General features: G+C 30.7%; 17 protein-coding genes and 3 pseudogenes. 12 read left to right on the top strand and 8 right to left on the bottom strand.

Going from position 1 to position 17,821, the window contains the following annotated elements; all coding sequences use genetic code 11:
- Positions 1-279: 279 nt before the first annotated feature.
- From ACJDU8_RS16790 to larE, 7 genes and pseudogenes are all read left to right on the top strand, one after another.
- On the top strand, positions 280-855 hold the full coding sequence (locus ACJDU8_RS16790) for a TetR/AcrR family transcriptional regulator (RefSeq protein ID WP_406793307.1): 576 nt from the start codon (positions 280-282) through the stop codon (positions 853-855).
- Between the two features lie 96 nt (positions 856-951).
- Entirely contained in the window at positions 952-2,091 is a 1,140-nt protein-coding gene (locus tag ACJDU8_RS16785) for an aldo/keto reductase (RefSeq protein ID WP_406793306.1), read from the top strand.
- A gap of 87 nt (positions 2,092-2,178) precedes the next feature.
- Entirely contained in the window at positions 2,179-3,399 is a 1,221-nt protein-coding gene (larC, locus tag ACJDU8_RS16780) for a nickel pincer cofactor biosynthesis protein LarC (RefSeq protein ID WP_406793305.1), read from the top strand.
- Between the two features lie 18 nt (positions 3,400-3,417).
- Positions 3,418-4,164, top strand: a complete 747-nt coding sequence (gene larB / locus ACJDU8_RS16775) for a nickel pincer cofactor biosynthesis protein LarB (protein WP_406793304.1) — start codon at positions 3,418-3,420, stop codon at positions 4,162-4,164.
- Positions 4,165-4,167: 3 nt separating this feature from the next.
- Positions 4,168-4,311 (top strand): annotated as a pseudogene (locus ACJDU8_RS16770) (IS607 family transposase); the annotation flags it as partial.
- A 17-nt stretch (positions 4,312-4,328) separates the two neighbouring features.
- Entirely contained in the window at positions 4,329-5,471 is a 1,143-nt protein-coding gene (locus tag ACJDU8_RS16765; protein ID WP_406793303.1) for an RNA-guided endonuclease InsQ/TnpB family protein, read from the top strand.
- A gap of 184 nt (positions 5,472-5,655) precedes the next feature.
- On the top strand, positions 5,656-6,480 hold the full coding sequence (gene larE / locus ACJDU8_RS16760; protein ID WP_406793302.1) for an ATP-dependent sacrificial sulfur transferase LarE: 825 nt from the start codon (positions 5,656-5,658) through the stop codon (positions 6,478-6,480).
- Between the two features lie 72 nt (positions 6,481-6,552).
- Here the strand turns inward: larE and ACJDU8_RS16755 are convergent, their stop codons facing one another.
- From ACJDU8_RS16755 to ACJDU8_RS16740, 4 genes are all read right to left on the bottom strand, one after another.
- A complete protein-coding gene (locus tag ACJDU8_RS16755; RefSeq protein ID WP_406793301.1) occupies positions 6,553-7,872 on the bottom strand; it encodes a sensor histidine kinase in 1,320 nt (439 codons plus the stop codon).
- Positions 7,873-7,962: 90 nt separating this feature from the next.
- On the bottom strand, positions 7,963-8,106 hold the full coding sequence (locus tag ACJDU8_RS16750) for a cyclic lactone autoinducer peptide (protein WP_406793300.1): 144 nt from the start codon (positions 8,104-8,106) through the stop codon (positions 7,963-7,965).
- Between the two features lie 132 nt (positions 8,107-8,238).
- Positions 8,239-9,114, bottom strand: coding sequence for a pentapeptide repeat-containing protein (locus tag ACJDU8_RS16745; RefSeq protein WP_406793299.1), 876 nt, complete (start codon positions 9,112-9,114; stop codon positions 8,239-8,241).
- A gap of 75 nt (positions 9,115-9,189) precedes the next feature.
- A complete protein-coding gene (locus tag ACJDU8_RS16740; protein ID WP_406793298.1) occupies positions 9,190-9,822 on the bottom strand; it encodes a hypothetical protein in 633 nt (210 codons plus the stop codon).
- 209 nt (positions 9,823-10,031) lie between these two features.
- Between ACJDU8_RS16740 and ACJDU8_RS16735 the strand changes: the two genes are divergently transcribed.
- Complete coding sequence (locus ACJDU8_RS16735; RefSeq protein ID WP_406793297.1) at positions 10,032-11,258, top strand: MFS transporter; 1,227 nt, start codon at positions 10,032-10,034, stop codon at positions 11,256-11,258.
- A 78-nt stretch (positions 11,259-11,336) separates the two neighbouring features.
- Positions 11,337-11,807, top strand: a complete 471-nt coding sequence (locus ACJDU8_RS16730; RefSeq protein ID WP_406793296.1) for a YbaK/EbsC family protein — start codon at positions 11,337-11,339, stop codon at positions 11,805-11,807.
- A 57-nt stretch (positions 11,808-11,864) separates the two neighbouring features.
- On the opposite strand, the gene ACJDU8_RS16725 is transcribed toward ACJDU8_RS16730, so the two are convergent.
- The 3 genes from ACJDU8_RS16725 to ACJDU8_RS16715 form a co-directional block, all read right to left on the bottom strand.
- A complete protein-coding gene (locus ACJDU8_RS16725; RefSeq protein WP_406793295.1) occupies positions 11,865-12,572 on the bottom strand; it encodes a hypothetical protein in 708 nt (235 codons plus the stop codon).
- On the bottom strand, positions 12,565-13,965 hold the full coding sequence (locus tag ACJDU8_RS16720; protein WP_406793294.1) for an AAA family ATPase: 1,401 nt from the start codon (positions 13,963-13,965) through the stop codon (positions 12,565-12,567). Before ACJDU8_RS16720 ends, ACJDU8_RS16725 begins: the two co-directional genes overlap by 8 nt.
- A 149-nt stretch (positions 13,966-14,114) precedes the next feature.
- Positions 14,115-15,755, bottom strand: coding sequence for an ABC transporter ATP-binding protein (locus tag ACJDU8_RS16715; RefSeq protein WP_406793293.1), 1,641 nt, complete (start codon positions 15,753-15,755; stop codon positions 14,115-14,117).
- Positions 15,756-15,994: 239 nt separating this feature from the next.
- On the opposite strand from ACJDU8_RS16715, the pseudogene ACJDU8_RS26020 reads away from it, so the two are divergent.
- The 3 genes and pseudogenes from ACJDU8_RS26020 to ACJDU8_RS16705 all read left to right on the top strand — a co-directional run.
- A pseudogene (locus ACJDU8_RS26020) lies at positions 15,995-16,135 on the top strand (methyltransferase domain-containing protein); the annotation flags it as partial.
- A 6-nt stretch (positions 16,136-16,141) separates the two neighbouring features.
- Positions 16,142-16,459 (top strand): hypothetical protein, encoded by a 318-nt coding sequence (locus tag ACJDU8_RS16710; protein WP_479723073.1) that lies wholly within the window; start codon positions 16,142-16,144, stop codon positions 16,457-16,459.
- A gap of 31 nt (positions 16,460-16,490) precedes the next feature.
- Complete coding sequence (locus ACJDU8_RS16705) at positions 16,491-16,970, top strand: GNAT family N-acetyltransferase (RefSeq protein WP_406793292.1); 480 nt, start codon at positions 16,491-16,493, stop codon at positions 16,968-16,970.
- Positions 16,971-17,052: 82 nt separating this feature from the next.
- Here the strand turns inward: ACJDU8_RS16705 and ACJDU8_RS16700 are convergent.
- A pseudogene (locus ACJDU8_RS16700) lies at positions 17,053-17,742 on the bottom strand (PEP-utilizing enzyme); the annotation flags it as partial.
- Positions 17,743-17,821: the final 79 nt, after the last annotated feature.

Here is a 17,821-nt window from a genome sequence, read left to right as displayed (position 1 = left end):
AGGCACGTAGCAATGCTTATCCCCCACTTTGATAGAAGATGGGGGGTGTTAGCAGTGGTAGTGATCGGATAAAGTTAAGCAAAACAAATATGCCTGAATTGATATTATAGGTTTTCCAGGAATCCCTGTCTAATTTCTATATCTTCCATAGAATTTCCATACTTTTTATTATAGCCTAACAAACCCATATTATAAACACTTTTTCACACACCCTATCAACATATGCCCTATGTTTCAAAATGACTTGCTAATAATCGAATGATCGTTTATTATTAAAATATGAGATATAAAGATGAAAATAAAAAAGAAAGCATTTTTACTGCAACAATACAACTTATTAATGAAATTGGTTTTTCTGACACATCTATGTCCAAGATTGCTAAAAAAGCTAGTGTGTCACCTTCTACCATTTATGTGTACTTTAAAAATAAAAATGACATGATTAACAAACTTTATCTAACAATCAAACAGAAAATGAGCCAGGAAATGTTTCATGATATTAATGCATCTACTCCGATAAAAGTAGGATTTGAATCGGTATTTAGAAACTATATCAATTTTCTTTTAAACCATAAGGACTATTTTCTTTTTATAGAACAATTTGCAAACTCACCATTAATTCAAAATTTAAGCCGTGAAGAAAGCTTGAACTTATTTTCACCCATGTATCAGCTATTTGAAAAAGGGAAGAGTAAAAACATATTTAAAGAAGTGGATACAAATATATTAATCATTTATGCCTACACCCCTATCAATCAGGTAGTAAAAGCTTGTTTAAATGAGGAGTTTAAATTAAATGATGAGAAAATCGAAAAAATAATTCAAATGAGTTGGGATGCTATAAGAATATACTAGTTATTAATTTAATCTATGTTATAATAAAATAAAATTTGATTTGGTAAAACATTGAAAATCATGAACTTCAAAATATTTTTGAGGAGGAAAATTATAATGCTGTACAGAAAATTTGGAAAAACAAATGAAATGGTTTCAATTTTGGGATTTGGATGTATGAGGCTTCCCATCCTTCCAGGAGGGGATTCATCCAAGATTGATGAAAAAAAAGCTATGGAACTAGTTCGTTATTCAATTGACAATGGGGTAAATTATATAGATACTGCATACCCTTATCATGGAACTGGTATGAGTAAAGGCGGGCAAAGTGAACCATTTGTAGCAAAGGCACTAAAAGATGGTTACAGAGAAAAAGTTAAATTAGCTACCAAGCTCCCCAGCTGGTTAATAAAAACAAGAAGTGATATGGATAAATACTTGAATGAACAATTGGAACGTCTTGAAACAGACTATATAGATTTTTATTTGGTACACTCACTTAATCGCAGAGATTGGGATAGATTAAAAGAAAATGGCATTGATGAATTTTTAGATTCTGCTATAAAAAATGGCAGAATAAAGCATGCTGGATTTTCATTCCATGATAAACTGGATCTTTTTAAAGAAATAGTTGATTACTATGATTGGTCATTTTGTCAAATACAGTACAACTACGTAGATGAGGATTTTCAGGCTGGAACAGAAGGATTAAAATATGCCGCTGAAAAGGGATTAGGAGTTACAATTATGGAACCCCTTAGAGGAGGAAAGCTTGTTAATAATCTTCCTGAGGAAGCTAAAAGCACTTTCAGTGAAGCAAATATAAAAAGAACTCCGTCAGAGTGGGGGTTAAGATGGATATGGAATCACCCAGAAGTATCAGTTGTTCTCAGCGGTATGAATTCTATAGAACAAGTTATAGAAAACATAAAAATAGCCAGTGAAGCAAAAGAAAATTCCTTGACAGAAAAAGAATTAAATATAATTGATGAAGTTAAAGATATCATTAAAGGAAAAGTGAAAGTTAATTGTACGGCCTGTGGATACTGTATGCCATGTCCTTCAGGTGTAAATATTCCTAGATGTTTCAGTTCTTATAATAATCATAGTATGTTTGAAAAAGATGAAACTTACGGATTTCTTCCACCTGATCAAAAGGCATCAAATTGTGTAGAATGCGGTAAATGTGAAACTCATTGTCCACAAAGTATTCCAATTCGTGAAAAACTGAAAAAAGTTAAATCACTATTTGAATAAAATTTAATGGAGAAAAGCATTTTTCATAATCAAATTCCACCTGAACCTAGAATCACTTGATAAAAAATGTATTGGAGAGCATAAAAAATGAAGGTATTATATTATGATTGTTTCTGCGGAATAAGCGGAGATATGAACTTAGGAGCATTAATTGATTTAGGTGTAGACAAAGAATATTTAATAAGAGAACTTTCAAAGCTCAATTTGAATTCTGAGTATGAAATAGAAATTAAAAAAAGTATTAAAAAGGGTATATCAGGAACTAAGGTTGATGTAATTCTAAAAGAACAACACAGTCACAATCATGAAAATTATCATTATCATGATGAACACAGTCACCATAGAAATTTAAAAGACATTGAAACTATAATAAATACAAGTGATTTAAGTGAAAAAATAAAAAAGCTGAGCCTGAATATATTCATGAGAATAGCACAGGCAGAGGCTGAAGTTCATGGAACATCTATATACGAGGTTCATTTTCATGAAGTGGGTGCTGTAGATTCTATTATAGATATTGTAGGAGCAGCAGTAGGGCTAGATTATTTGAAGGTTGATAAAATTATAGCTTCACCTGTTCAGGTGGGAGGCGGATTTGTAAAATGTGCACATGGTCTTATACCTGTTCCTGCACCAGCAACTGTTAATATATTAAAAGATATACCAGTTAAGTCTGGCATAGTATCCTTTGAGACTACTACCCCTACAGGAGCAGCGATTTTGGCGGAAAATGTTACAAAGTTTTCCAATAAAATGGAATTCTTAGTAGATAAAATTGGATATGGAATAGGAAACAGGGATCTGGAAATCCCTAATGTACTGAGAGTATATTTAGGTAAGGAGAAAAAACATGAGGAAATAGAAAAACAATATGTACTGGAAACCAATATAGATGATATGAATCCGGAATTCTATAGTTATGTTGAAGAAAGGCTTTTTGACAAAGGGGCCTTAGATGTATTTAAGACCCCTATTATTATGAAAAAAGGAAGACCTGCCATAAAACTAAGTATATTAGTGGATGAAAAGAATGAAAAAGGTGTAATGGAGGTAATTTTTAAAGAAACTACTTCCATCGGCATTAGAAAATTTGAAGTTGAAAAAGTAATGCTTCACAGAGACTTTTTAAAAGTCAAAACTCAATATGGATATATAAATGTAAAAAACTCATATTATCAAGGTGAATTAATTAAATACAAACCAGAATATGAAGATTGTAAAGCCATAGCAAAACAAAACAATATACCTATCAGAGAAGTTTATAGAGAAATTCAAAAGGTAATGGAAGAGAATGATATATATTCATAAGGTACTAGGGGGAATATAATGGATAAGAATGATATAAGAAAATTACTTGAATCTGTAAAAACTAATAAAATTGAAATAGAAGAAGCTGTAAAAAAATTTGAAGATTTACCTTTTAAGGATTTGGACTTTGCTAAAATTGACAATCATAGAGAAATAAGAATGGGATACCCTGAAGTAATATATTGTGCAGGAAAAACAGTAGAACAAGTAAAAAATATCATTCAATTTATGATTACAAAAGATAATAATATTCTAGCTACTCGAGCTAGTGAGGAGATTTATAATTCAGTAAAGGAAATATGTCCAGATGCCAAATACAATTATCTTGGCAGAACAATTACTATCCGAAAAAAAGAAGAAAGTCTAACAAATAGCTATATTGCCATAGTTTCAGCGGGAACATCTGATTTGCCAGTAGTAGAAGAAGCAGCAGAAACAGCAATAATATTTGGAAATAGAATAGAAAAAATTACAGATGTGGGGGTTGCTGGTATCCACCGAGTATTTGCAAGGTTAGATATTATAAGAGGAGCAAAAGTCATTATAGTTATTGCCGGAATGGAAGGGGCTCTTGCAAGTGTTGTGGGAGGCCTGGTAGATAAGCCAATTATAGCAGTTCCTACAAGTGTCGGTTATGGAGCGAACTTCGGAGGCCTTTCAGCACTTTTATCTATGTTAAATAGCTGTGCAAGCGGCGTTAGTGTAGTAAATATAGATAATGGATTTGGTGCAGCATATAATGCCAGTATTATTAATAAGTTATAAATGCCACACCATGTAATAGAAAGTGGCTATAGATACTACTCACAGGAACAGCTTAATCATTTCTTTGGTTTTAAAAACGATAATAGGCAACGGAAACGTAAAATAATTGGATATTGCAGAGTATCAAGCAATAAGCAAAAAAATGATTAAGGAGCTGTTAGAAGATGAAAAGGGCAATTAATATTAGACTTTTCCCATCTAAAGAACAGGAAGTTCTTATGTGGAAACACATAGGCTCGATGCGATATGTGTTTAATTGGGGATTAGATAAGCAGATAAAACATTATGAAATCACTAAAAAGAAGTTATCAGTTGCAGAATTAGGTGTGGAATTGACAAAACTTAAAAATCAAGAAGGTTTTGAATGGCTATATGAGGTTAGCAATGCTACCTTAAAAGAATCCCTAAGAGATTTAGATAAAGCCTATAAAAATTTTTTTAATGGAAGTGGTTTTCCTAAGTTCAAAAGCAAGCGAAAATCTAAGGATAAATTTTATTCAAGATACGATAAAATCTACTTTAAAGAAAACATAGTTAATCTTGAAAAGATAGGTAAAGTACAATGTAGGCATAACTACGACATTGATTTATCAAAAGTAAATAAATTCAGTAATCCAAGAATGAGTTTTAATGGTAGAGTATGGGTACTTTCCGTTGCCGTTGAAATTGAAGTGGAAGATAAAAAAGAACAGTTAAAAAACTTTACTGTAGGTGTAGATTTAGGTATCAAAACACTTTCAGTAACTAATATTGACGAATTAGACACAAAGAATATTAATAAGACAGCAAAGGTTAAAGGACTAATAAAAAAATTAAAAAGACTACAAAGACAATGTTCACGAAAATATGAAAAAAATAAGAAAGGAACATGTTACCAAAAGACCTGGAACATTGCAAAACTTGAAAAGAAGATTAAAAAACTTCATAGTAAATTAGCACATATTAGAGAAAATCATATACATCAAGCTACTTCTAAAATAGTGAAAGCCAAACCTTTTAGAGTAGTTATGGAAGATTTAAAAGTATCTAATATGATGAAAAATAAGCACTTGTCAAAGGCAATAGCAGAGCAGGGATTTAGTATGTTTATTACTCAAATGAAAAATAAATGTGCTAAATATGGAATAGAGTTTATCCAAGTACCGACATTTTATCCTTCAAGTAAAACTTGTAGCCAGTGTGGTAGGATAAAAAAAGACTTAAAGCTATCAGATAGAACTTATAAATGCGAATGTGGATTTGCAGCTGATAGAGATAAGAATGCTTCCTATAACCTTGCAAAGTATGGTTTAGAAATATCAGCTTAAAAGATATTCTAAATTGGGTATTCGTTACAACCCACTACTGAAAAGTAGCAAAGCCTATAGAGTGTTATACAAACCAAAGTAGTCTCGGCAAAATGGAACACTATGAAGTAGGAAAGAAACAAAGTAATAAACTTTTATAATCTTTTTATAAAGTCTTATGGATTTTTGGCAACGGCTCATTTGTATGGTACTTAATGAAAAATTACAATTACTTAAAGATATAATTAAAGAAAAAGGAAGTGCAGCTGTAGCATTTTCAGGGGGAGTAGACAGCACATTTCTTGTAAAAGTAGCACATGAAGTATTAGGAGATAAATTAGTGGCGGTAACAGCAACCTCATCCACTTATCCTGAAAGAGAGTTAAAAGAGGCAATTAATTATGCAAAAGATATAGGAGTGAAGCATGTCATAATTTCTTCTGAAGAACTTGAAATTGAGGGCTTTGCAAACAACTCCATAAATAGATGTTATTATTGTAAAAAAGAACTTTTTACAAAGATAAAAGAAGTTGCTTTGGATAATGGAGCAGAATATATTTTCGATGGTTCTAATTTAGATGATATGAATGATTTTAGACCAGGAATGCAGGCAGCAACAGAACTAGAAGTGATAAGTCCACTTAAACAAGCAGATTTAACTAAAGATGACATTAGGCAATTGTCAAAGAAATTTGGACTTCCAACCTGGGATAAGCCATCTTTTGCATGTCTATCCTCTAGATTTCCTTATGGAAATAAGATAACTTTACCTAAATTAAAGATGGTAGAGGAAGCTGAACAATTTCTCATTGACATGGGAATAAGACAAGTTAGAGTAAGATACCATGAAAAAATAGCCAGAATTGAGGTTTCACCTGAAGAAAGAGAGAAATTTTTTAGTATTGAATTTATGGATAAAGTAGGTAATAAGTTTAAGGATATAGGATTTACATATGTTACTTTAGATATATTAGGTTATAGAACTGGAAGTATGAATGAGGTTTTAGCAAAAGAAGATAGACATTTTTAATGTATAAAAGGTTACATTTCATACCAACATAAATGGGTAAAAGTCGTAACATAATTTTACCCATTTATATATCTACTCCATTTTAAATTTCACCAAAAATTTAGTTCTTCCTGGAATACTTTCTACAGATATAGTTCCGTTATTTTTTTCAACTAATTGTTTAGTAATATACAATCCGAATCCATGGGTATCATTTTGTTTAATTTTTGTAGAAAAACCTTTGTTAAAAACTTTCTCTATTATATTTTCAGGAATAACATCTCCATTGTCAGCTACCTCAATACAAAAGTTTCTATCTTCCATAAAAGTAGCAATGGATATTTTCTTATACTTAATATTTGATGTAAGGTGAAATGCTTCAAATGCATTATCTACAAGGTTACTTATAATACTTATTAATTCATCTTGTCTAATTTTTAACAAACTAAAAAGCTCGTAAATATCTACCTTAAAGTCCATATTATTTTTTACTGCATAGTTGTTCTTTATGGATAATAGTCCGTCTATGTAATCATTCCCTGTATCTAAATATCTAAAAGAAGAATGTATTGTATCTGAAATTCCTCGTACATACTTGTCTATCTTTTCTACAGTATCAGGCTTATTTAACAAACATAGTCCCTGTATAACATTAATATGGTTGGCAAAATCATGTTTTTCCTGCCTAATTATACTGATTATTTCCTCCATATTTTTAATTTGGTGTTCTTGAATTTTATACTTGATACTTATATCCACAGCTAGCTGTTTTTCCTGTAAGCTTCTGAATTTTGCTATTAAAAATACAAAATAAATAACAAAAATAAAAACATTATAGATTTCAATACGTTTTATGTTAAAAATACCATAGTTAACACAAAATATAAATAAAGTGAACGCACCTAATTCAAGTATTAAGTTAGCAAAGATGGCTCCTTCTTTTTCAAATAATTTAAGTTTAACAAAATATGAGTTAAATTTAAAAATCATTGATACAATAAGTATTTGCAATGTTGTAGAGGTTATTATAGCAATCCATACATATTGGGGATTTAAAAAAGCTTGATTTAAATTTACGTTAAATATAAGCATTTCAATGATTTGAGTGAAGGATTCCGTAGTAAAAAGTATTGTAAAAAATAAAGAAGCTATAACTATAGAATCAAAAATCTTTATTTTTATAATGTAGGCAAGTAATAAAATATAAAATACTACAAGAAATAATGTGTGATAAACTTTTAATATATGAAATGTACTCCAATAAGTTCCGAAAACAAACAATATACAGAATAGTACTGTTCTAATTTTATTCTGTATTATAAATCTTTTATTATTGTATAATGCTTGAAAAATACTTAAAAGAAGTACAGCGTCTATGATATCTATTACCAATTCTCTTATAACATCGATCATATAATTCCTCCTTTCATTCTAGGGTTTCTATAAATGTTGTAGATCAGAAATTAATGTTTTTAATCACAACATTTATAGAAACCTAAGTAATTACTTTAAGAGTTCATCAGGGCATTTGGGTTGATGGTAACCCATTGGACACGTTGGAACCAAAACTATAGATGCCAAAAACAAAGACAAAACACCTAACGTTTTCATACTTCTCTTTAACAGCTCATTTTTAAAAGATTTCATTTTTAATATCCTCCTTTAGAATAAAAAACTTTATTTTATAAATTCTACAATATTTTAAATTTTCCTTCTATTTTTTACAAAAAAATAAAACTTAACAAAATTAAGTTTTATTTTGAAAAAATTTTGTAGTATTTAACCGTTTTTTACCTTTTTTTGATGTTCTAACCAATGAATTGGGCGAGTTAACATCATAGGCAGCTTTGTATGTAAATTGCCTTTAGCTGTGTTAATCTGAGCCTGGGTAAGAAAAATGCTATATGTAAGATTAGCTCCACGAAGATCTGCATCCCGCAAATCAGCTCCAATAAGATCAGCCCCACTCAAATCCACTCCTCTAAGGTTTGCTGCAATAAGACATGCCCCTCTTAAATCTGCACCTTTAAGATTGGTTCTTGTCAAGTTTGATCCAAAATAATCTAATGGCCGGGAGTTAGTATTCCTATTTCCTGAAGAAATGTTCTTTCCAGGACGAGCTTTAGTACGTACCAGTTCACTGGTACTTTTAAGCAGTATGTTAACCTTGGTACGATGAGATACTATGTCTAGTACTAATAAAGAATCCATGTTGAGAAAGGTAAGGCGCTCAGTATTGTTAATCAATGAACTTATCTTCTCTTTTATATCACGATCAGTTTGCAAAATAAATGCTTCATTAAGATACCATAACATTTCATGAAGCTGCCTCATAATCAGAAAGGCTTCAAACATTTGATTAGCAGATTCGGGGACTTGCAGCCAGTCATGTCCGCAGCAGGTAACTTGAGATACCTTTTGGCCAGCGCCAAAGCAATCATAAGCAGTACAGCCCTTAAGGCCCTTATTTCTAAGATTTTTATGAACAGAACAGGTAAAATCCGATTTTAAGTTTACGCATGGCTTACCCGCATCTTTATTTGTTGGAAACCCTTCCGAAGCCGAGAAGTACAGTGCTACACAGCATAAGCCGAAACACTTTTCACAGTCAATTTTCAATTGTTTATTACAATTATCTTCATATGTATATATCATATTCATATACCTCATATAACTTATATTAGAAAAATACAAATAGTTTTTACTTTTAAATTATATCATATGCTGCTTTTACTTGCTCATTAGTACTGTGAATTTTCCTGTTAAATAATATATTAAATCCTTATCTGGTTCTATAATCCATTTTCCATCTTTCTTTTTTAAACTTATCTTTATAATTCCAGTTAACTTTTGATAATTTTCTTCTTCAATATCTTTACTTATTTTATTTGCTAAAATAGCTTTTATATTACTTTTTGCCTGTATTCTTTCCATTTTATCCCCATTTAAATAAGCCTGTACTAAGGGATTTAATTCTTTAGAATACTTTCCATAAAGGTTTAACAAATCTATAGATACAATTTGTACTCTAGCTTTAGCAGAAGAACCCCTTATAGATACATGTACTATTTTATAATCAATTTTTGTAAAAATGCTCTTTAACATACTCTGATTGGTGCTATTCATTAATTTAAAATCTAAATTATAATATTTGTTATTTAAATCAATATATTGTGAAGTATCTTCAAGATTTCCATTCTTAATTTCTATAAAAAAATTGTTTATTACATTTTCAACTTGCAACCGAGAATAAATTTCAGTTTTATTTTTGTCACTATGAAAATGGTAGTAAATGGCACAGAAAATACTAGATAAAATAAAAATTATTACAAGTGCTTTCCATGCGGCTTTTGTGTTAGTCATATTTCCACCTCTTAAAAGTATCCTTTTTAGTAATGGATTTTCTAATTTGTTTATCAACTTGTTGTTCTTATACATCTTAAGATATATACTTATATTATTGAGTATATTTAGCCTATATAAGGTAATTTCATTTTTAGAATTATCTAACTAAAGTTACTAATACTACTTTAACATATTGCAATCATACTTATAGAAAGGTTTTGACTATAATGGCTTTAATTCAAGACTCAACTTTACTGAAAAATAAATCTTTGAGATTATTAATTGCGGCAAGAGTATCCACTAATTTTGCTTATCAAATGATCACAGTAGCCATTGGCTGGCAAATGTATTCGCTTACCCATTCTGCTTTTTACCTTGGCCTTGTTGGTCTAGTTCAATTTTTACCAGTACTTTTTCTGTCTCTTTTTGTTGGTCATATATCAGATAGATATGAACGAAAAAAAATAGTAACTCTAAGTCAAATAACTCAGAGCATTTTTATTCTGATTTTAGCTTTAAGCAATTACAATGGATGGATTACCAAAGAAAATTTTCTTATAATTATTTTCTTTATAGCTGTGGCTCACGCCTTTGAGGGACCGCCAATGCAATCTTTATTACCCAATATTGTAAGCGGCGGTATTTTTCCAAGAGCTTCAGCTTTAATGTCCTCTGCTTCTGAATTTGCCGTTATCATAGGACCAGCCATTGGAGGCATACTTTATTCTTTTGGAGCAACACTGGTTTATGCACTAACTGGAACTTTGCTCATATTATCTGGGACACTTATATCTCAAATTTTAACCAGAAAAGAGGATTTTAAATCAGAACCTCCAAGCTTGAAATCATTATTTGCAGGAATATCTTTTATCAAAAGCAGACCTATCATATTAGGTTCAATATCCTTAGACTTGTTTGCAGTATTATTTGGCGGTGCTACAGCCCTGCTTCCAATTTATGCAAGTAAAATTTTAATGATAGGTTCCTTTGGACTTGGTGTACTCAGATCAGCACCCGCTGCGGGAGCACTGTTAATGTCTGCCTATCTTGCAAAGAAGCCTTTAAAACACAAAGTTGGACGAACTATGTTCACAGCAGTAATATTCTTTGGCTTATCTACTATTGTTTTTGCGATATCGAAATCTGTTATTATATCTTTCTTAGCACTTTTTGTACTAGGTGCTTCAGATGTGATAAGTGTTATTATTCGTTCTACACTTGTACAACTTCAAACTCCAGATTACATGAGAGGGAGAGTCAGTTCTGTAAACATGATTTTCATAGGTACATCCAATCAGCTTGGTGAATTCGAATCAGGTATTACAGCCTCTTTATTTGGAACTGTACCTGCGGTGCTTATTGGAGGTATGGGAACTATAGCAGTTGTAATGATTTGGATGAAATTATTTCCTTCAATTTTGAATGTAGACAGGTTCCAAGCTAGCAAAAGCTAGCTTCCACCTACTTACTTTTCTTATAGTGTATATTAGAGTACAATAGAAATCAAGATTATCATGAACAGGAGGATAACTATGTCAGTTGAAATTGTAAAAAAGTTTTTTGAAAAATGGAATATAGCAGATAGAGTACAGGAACTTCCCATATCCAGTGCCACCGTAGAAGAAGCTGCTAAAGCACTGAACTGCGAAGAAAAAAGGATCGCAAAAACCATGTCCTTTATGGTAAATGAAAAAGCCATTCTCATTGTAATGGCGGGAGATGCTAAAGTAGACAACTCTAAATATAAATCACAGTTCCATACAAAGGCAGCTATGCTTAAAGGCGATAACGTTATGGAACTAATCGGACATCCTGTGGGAGGTGTCTGCCCCTTTGGTATTAGCAAAGAAATCCAAGTTTATTTGGACGAATCTTTAAAAAGATTTGAAACAGTGTTCCCTGCCTGCGGAAGCCGCAACAGTGCAATTGAGCTTACCCTTCCAGAATTAGAGGAATATTCCGGGTATTGTGAGTGGATAAATATATGTAAAGGCTGGGAATAACAAAAAATATATTCAAATTCACAAGTTAGTAAAATTTAAGCTAGGGAAGATGAATTATTAAAACTCCTCTTCCTTATCCATGTTAAAAAACAAATGAAAATTGCTATACCTATGAAGTGAGTTTAAATCTTGCTTAATAAAATCCCACGTATCCTTATAAGCTCCTGGCACAGTAAAATCACTTTCACTCATAAATTTTATAAATTCATGTGGATTATCAATATACTTATCTTCTAATTTTTCTGCCAAATTAACCTTTTCTTCTTTTATAGCATTTTGTACGTTGTGTAATACATGTTCTAAATTACAAGACATATAAAACATATAATAAGGAATACTATTTTTCCCTTTATATATAGCTGGCATAGTACTCAAAATATTAAGTATAGACCTCTTCTTCTCATTTCTCGCAATAATACTATTAACATTATCAGTTTCTATATTATTTTCAGTATATAATATATTTATTGTATGGTTGATTATTATATTTTTATCTGGAATATAAATACCATCTGTATCTATAAGGTGTACTACCCTTTCTACATCTGTTTTGAGAAATTTATCCCTCTGTGCTGCTTTATTTATATAATCACCTATTTTAGCACGTATAGTATCTACTTTACTAGAATTCTGAGTAGTTATATCACCATCTACTATAGAAAAGACAAACCTTTTTTCATCATATAGTTCCGATAAAATACCATTAAGGGCTTCTTTGTCAGAAATACCCTCTACGATAAAAATTATTACTTTCGCTCTACTCATTTTTTACTCCTGCTTTCCTGAAAGCTCGACTTATAGCATAACTTTTGGTTTGATTATAAATAACTTCATTTTGATCACCTAAGAAAATCTCACGCAAATAGAAATCTCTTAGGTTATTGCTTTTTTTAACATTCTTTAGTTTTATATATCTGTTTTCAGGGTTTGTTGTAGTAAAAACTATATCATTTTTATCCAAAACTTCTAAAGCCCTAAGATTATGAGAGGTAAATATCAACTGTCCTTTAGCTTTTTCTTTTAATACACTTAATAATTCTCCCAGTAAAAACTCAAAAACACCTGAATCCAATTCATCTATTACAACACAAATTCTTTCATTATTGTACATTGCTATAAGTGCACTTAGAATAGATATTATTTTCTTTATACCATCTGATTCATATTTTAATGGAATTTTAACATCATCTCTTACTGAAAGTAGTTCAAATACTTCTCCTGCTTCTCCATTTTTCATAAGTTCCTCTTTTATGACTTTTGTTTCTATAGTTAATCCTGGTATAAGTGACTTTAGAACAATATTTATTTGTTCAATTACTTTATTTAATATTTCAAACACATATACACTAACTGTACTTGTATCAAATAGGGCAATCATAATGGTTCCTCTTGCTAAACCTTTATCACTGCCTATCATAAAGCTAAAAGGCATAATAACTCTTAAATCAATATGCCCTAAATAATCATTCTTTATTACAAAAGAGGTAATAGCATAATTTTGAAGAGAATGAATAATTGCAAAATATAATTCATTTTCACCAGTAAAACCTTTTTTAAATATGTCCATACTTTTTTTGTTGAAAATAAACGAAGTGCTCTTTTCCTTAGCTAATTCTTTAGATACCATCAAACTTGTTCTAAAATTCTCATTTTGCTTTGTAATAAGTTTATAATTCTTTATTGGATTAAAGATATTATCTAAATTCTTATCCATATAAAACTCAATGATACTTTTACTAGGATATATTTTTTTATTCTCCATATCTATATGGCAGTATTTAATACATTCTTCATAAATTTCTATTCTATCATCTTCATCATCACATCTTAGCTTAAAGTTATAGTAAACCATATATTTATTATTATCTATTTGTATGGTAAATGTATATTTGAAAGCAGAAGAATTTACGCTGTAAGATAACAAATTTTTTATATTTTTATCAAGTTCTTCCCCTGATAAGATTGATTTTAAAATATCAATTCCTTCAACCATACTGGTTTTTCCTGAACCATTTTGACCATATAAACCTAATATATCAGAACTATATGAATTTAAAAAAACTTTTCCTCTTTTATAACTATCAAAAGCTACATTTCCATACGACACATTTTTAAAGTTTTTAATTTCAATTTCTTGTATTCTCACTATATTTTCCATTTAATTACCCTCCTACCATAACATAATATCATTTTTAAAATAAAGTATGAATAATAGAGGTGAAAATAGTTACTTTTTATTCCTATTATTATTTTTATTATTTGATTATTCATTGTTTTTATACAATATAGATATAAAATATTCCTGATTTACTTTTTTAAATAAAGTGTTTTGTTAGTAAACTCTATTCCTTCTTCTTGATGAGAAATGACAATTATAATATTGGCAATACTTTTCTCCCTTAGTATTCTAAGAATAACTTCTCTGGTTTCTATGTCTAGATTTGAAGTAGCCTCATCCAATATAATAATATCTTTTTCAGTTATTGTAGCTCTTAAAAATGCAATAATTTGAGTTTGACCACCTGATATTCCTATACCATTTTGACTAATCTCAGTTTCCAAGTCCTTGTCCAAACTATCTATATACTTTTCCAGGTGATATTCTTTAATTAAAGCAACTACATCTTCCTTATTCTTATCAGCTTGTCCATATAATATATTCTCCAAAACACTTCCTTTAAATAAAAATATATTTTGAGATACAACTCCTATTCTCTTTCTTACACTTTTTTTATATAAGTTAGAATATCTCTTATTATTAATAAAAATTTCCCCTTCTGATGGATCGTATAATCCTAAAAGAATTTTTATCAATGTAGATTTACCCGTGCCATTTTCTCCCTTTAAGAAAATCTTATCTCCTTTATTAATAACAAAATTTAAATTATTAATGATATTCTGTCCATCAGCATCATATTTAAAGCTTAAATTTTGAATATTAATTGTTTCAATTGCCTCTTCTATAATTTCAGTTCTATTCCCATTTTCATCTGTTAAGTCTAAAAATTCCTGAATTCTTTCAATACTAACACATACTGGTTTTAATGTCATGCCCAAATTACCAAAAGACATTGTGCTTCCAAACACCTTATTCATATAGGTTGCAAAAGCTGTATATATTCCAATGGTTAGTTCACCCTTTAAAATCAGTACACCTGAAATTAACAATATTATCATTGTAGCTAAATTATTTACTAGCGTGATATTCTCCATAAAAAGCAACAATTGCTTACTTTGCTTTATCCCACTCTTTACCATAGCCTCTAATTTATTTTTAAATTTAATTAATTGAGTTTCCTTCCCACCTAATATTTTTATCTCTTCTATGCCATTTAGAACTTCATAAGTTTCCCCACTTAAAATTGCTGAAGTTTCCAGTAATACTTTTGTACTTTCAGTTAACTGTTTTGATGAAGATTTTACTGTAAAATAATATATTGGAACCAAGATTAATACTGCAATTGTTACCTTGTAATTTAAAGTAACCATCATAATAAGTGCAAATATCAAATCAAAAATACCTAAAAATGTACTTACAAACATAGGAGAAAACAATCTTCCTATGCTTGAGCATTCAGAAATTCTGCTTAATACATACCCCTTTTCATTTTTAGATAAAAAACTCATGGGCAAATCAATTATTTTATCCATCATGGACATTCTTATTTCATTTACCACAAAATTCTCTACTTTTATAAAAAGCTTTTTTGAAAATATGGATATGACATACTTTAATATGTACAACAACGCTAAAGTAGCACTAAACTTATACAAATCAACATAACTGCTGTGCTTTAGTAAAATCTTATCTATTATATATCCAATCAAATATGGTACAGGCACATATATTACTGAACAAATAACCATGCCTATTATGCCGCTAATTAACCATAATTTACAGTTCTTGATATAAGGTTTTAATTTTAATAAACTACTATATCTTCCCATTTTTAATCTCCATTTTTATATTATTTTATCTCAAATTGTTAACTCCATTTTCTAAGATAATAATCAATAAAAAGCACCCCACTCTTTAGAATCAAATCTACTGAACAGTGCTTTAACTATATTATACCATTTTTTTCTTCTGGTTTAATAATTAGTGTTTCTATAATAAATTATCGCTGCCTATAGTTAGTGTCAGAGATAATTCAATCAAGTGAATTATATGATATAATTACTAATAAATAATACGTAGATGTCTTATAGAAGATATTGATTTTCCCATTAACTGCTTTGATGTTGTTATAAGTTCTTTGGCACTTCATTACATTCAGTCATTTGAAGATATCTTAAGCAAAATAAGCAAATGTCTTTCAGGTGGTGGAGATTTTGTGTTCTCTGTAGAGCATCCAATTTTTACATCACAAGGGCCACAAAATTGGTACTATGACAACCAGGGCAATCGCCTACATTGGCCTGTTGACCAATATTTTACCGAGGGTATACGCAAAGCTACTTTTTTAGGTGAAGAAGTTCTAAAATATCATAAAGCATTGACAACATACATAAGTAACCTTATAAAAGCAGGATTTCAAATAACAGGACTTGTTGAGCCAAAACCAACAGAAGATTTGCTCTACACTGTACCAGAAATGTTGGACGAATTGCGTCGGCCGATGATGCTGCTTGTATCCGCAAGAAAAAAATAATGATAGTATACTGAGTTAAAGGGGAAAATACATGAGAATTATTTCTGTAAGGCAAGAGCCAAATTATAAAGAAATTGCTGCAAAATATATTCACAGTAAATGGGGGAATGAAACTAATTACCAATTATATGAAGACAGTATTTTAGAATGTATAAGCACCAAGAAATCTGTTCCATATTGGTATCTATTAGAAATTAATAACCAAATTGTCGGCTGTATAGGATTAATAGACCATGATTTTATAAATAGAATAGACTTATCGCCATGGTTATGTTCACTTTATGTCGAAAAAGAGCATAGGGGAAAAACAATGGGAAATTTACTGATTGAGCAGGTAAAGAAAGATGCTGAATTAGAGGGTTTTGAGAGTATTTATCTTTGCACTGAGTTAAATGAGTTTTATGAAAAGTATGGTTTTAAATACATAGGAGAAGGCTTCTATCCAAATGGACAGCCATCTAAAATATATGAAACTAAATTAAATAAAAAAGATGACTCCTATTTAACGTAGAAATCATCTTTTTACTCTAATATATACCTTATGCTCTTATTTGCCTTCAAGGTCTCTTATCTCTTGTCATCATTTTAACATCCTATAGAATTTCCACATACCCTTCCGTTCCATTTATCCGTATCTTCTGTCCATCGTTAATCAGCTTCGTTGCATTTTCCACGCCTACCACTGCAGGAAGGCCGTATTCTCTTGCAACAACAGCACCATGGGTCATCATTCCGCCTACTTCCGTAACCAGGCCCTTAATAGATACAAACACCGGAGTCCAACCAGGGTCTGTGAATTTTGTAACTAAAATGTCACCTTCCTCTACATTGGCATTCTCCATGTTTAAAATGACTCGGGCCCGGCCTTCGATAATTCCTGATGAAACTGGAATCCCCGCCAAAGCACCCTGAGGAATATCTCCTGAGTTGTATTCACCCGTTATGATCTCTCCTTCAGATGTCATCAATCGAGGCGGCGTCAGCTTCTCATAGACCTCATATTCCGCTTTTCGCTTGGTTATAGTGCTATAATCCAAGCGTTTTGTTTTCACAACCTCCCTAAACTCCTCAAAAAACAGATAATAAATATCTTCCCTATCTCGGATAACTCCTTTTTGCACAAGCTTGTCGGCTTCCTTCAGCAGCGCCTGCCTATAAACGAAAAAACGCTGGATAAAGCCATATTTAGGATATTCCCTGTAGCCGATAAAATTGCGTAGAATGCTGATCTTTTTCTTTGTCTTTTTCACCTTTTTTCTGCCTCTCTGCAATTGCTCCAAGCGGGCCTGACGTATGGACATATATATGGTTATAACAAGTTAATCTTCTAAAAATTTCAATAAATACTTTCATGGAGTGCTG

This window comes from Candidatus Clostridium eludens (genome assembly GCF_045310515.1).
GTDB classification, from domain to species: Bacteria; Bacillota; Clostridia; order Clostridiales; family Clostridiaceae; genus Clostridium_B; species Clostridium_B eludens.
This window is presented reverse-complemented; position numbering and strand designations above follow the sequence as displayed.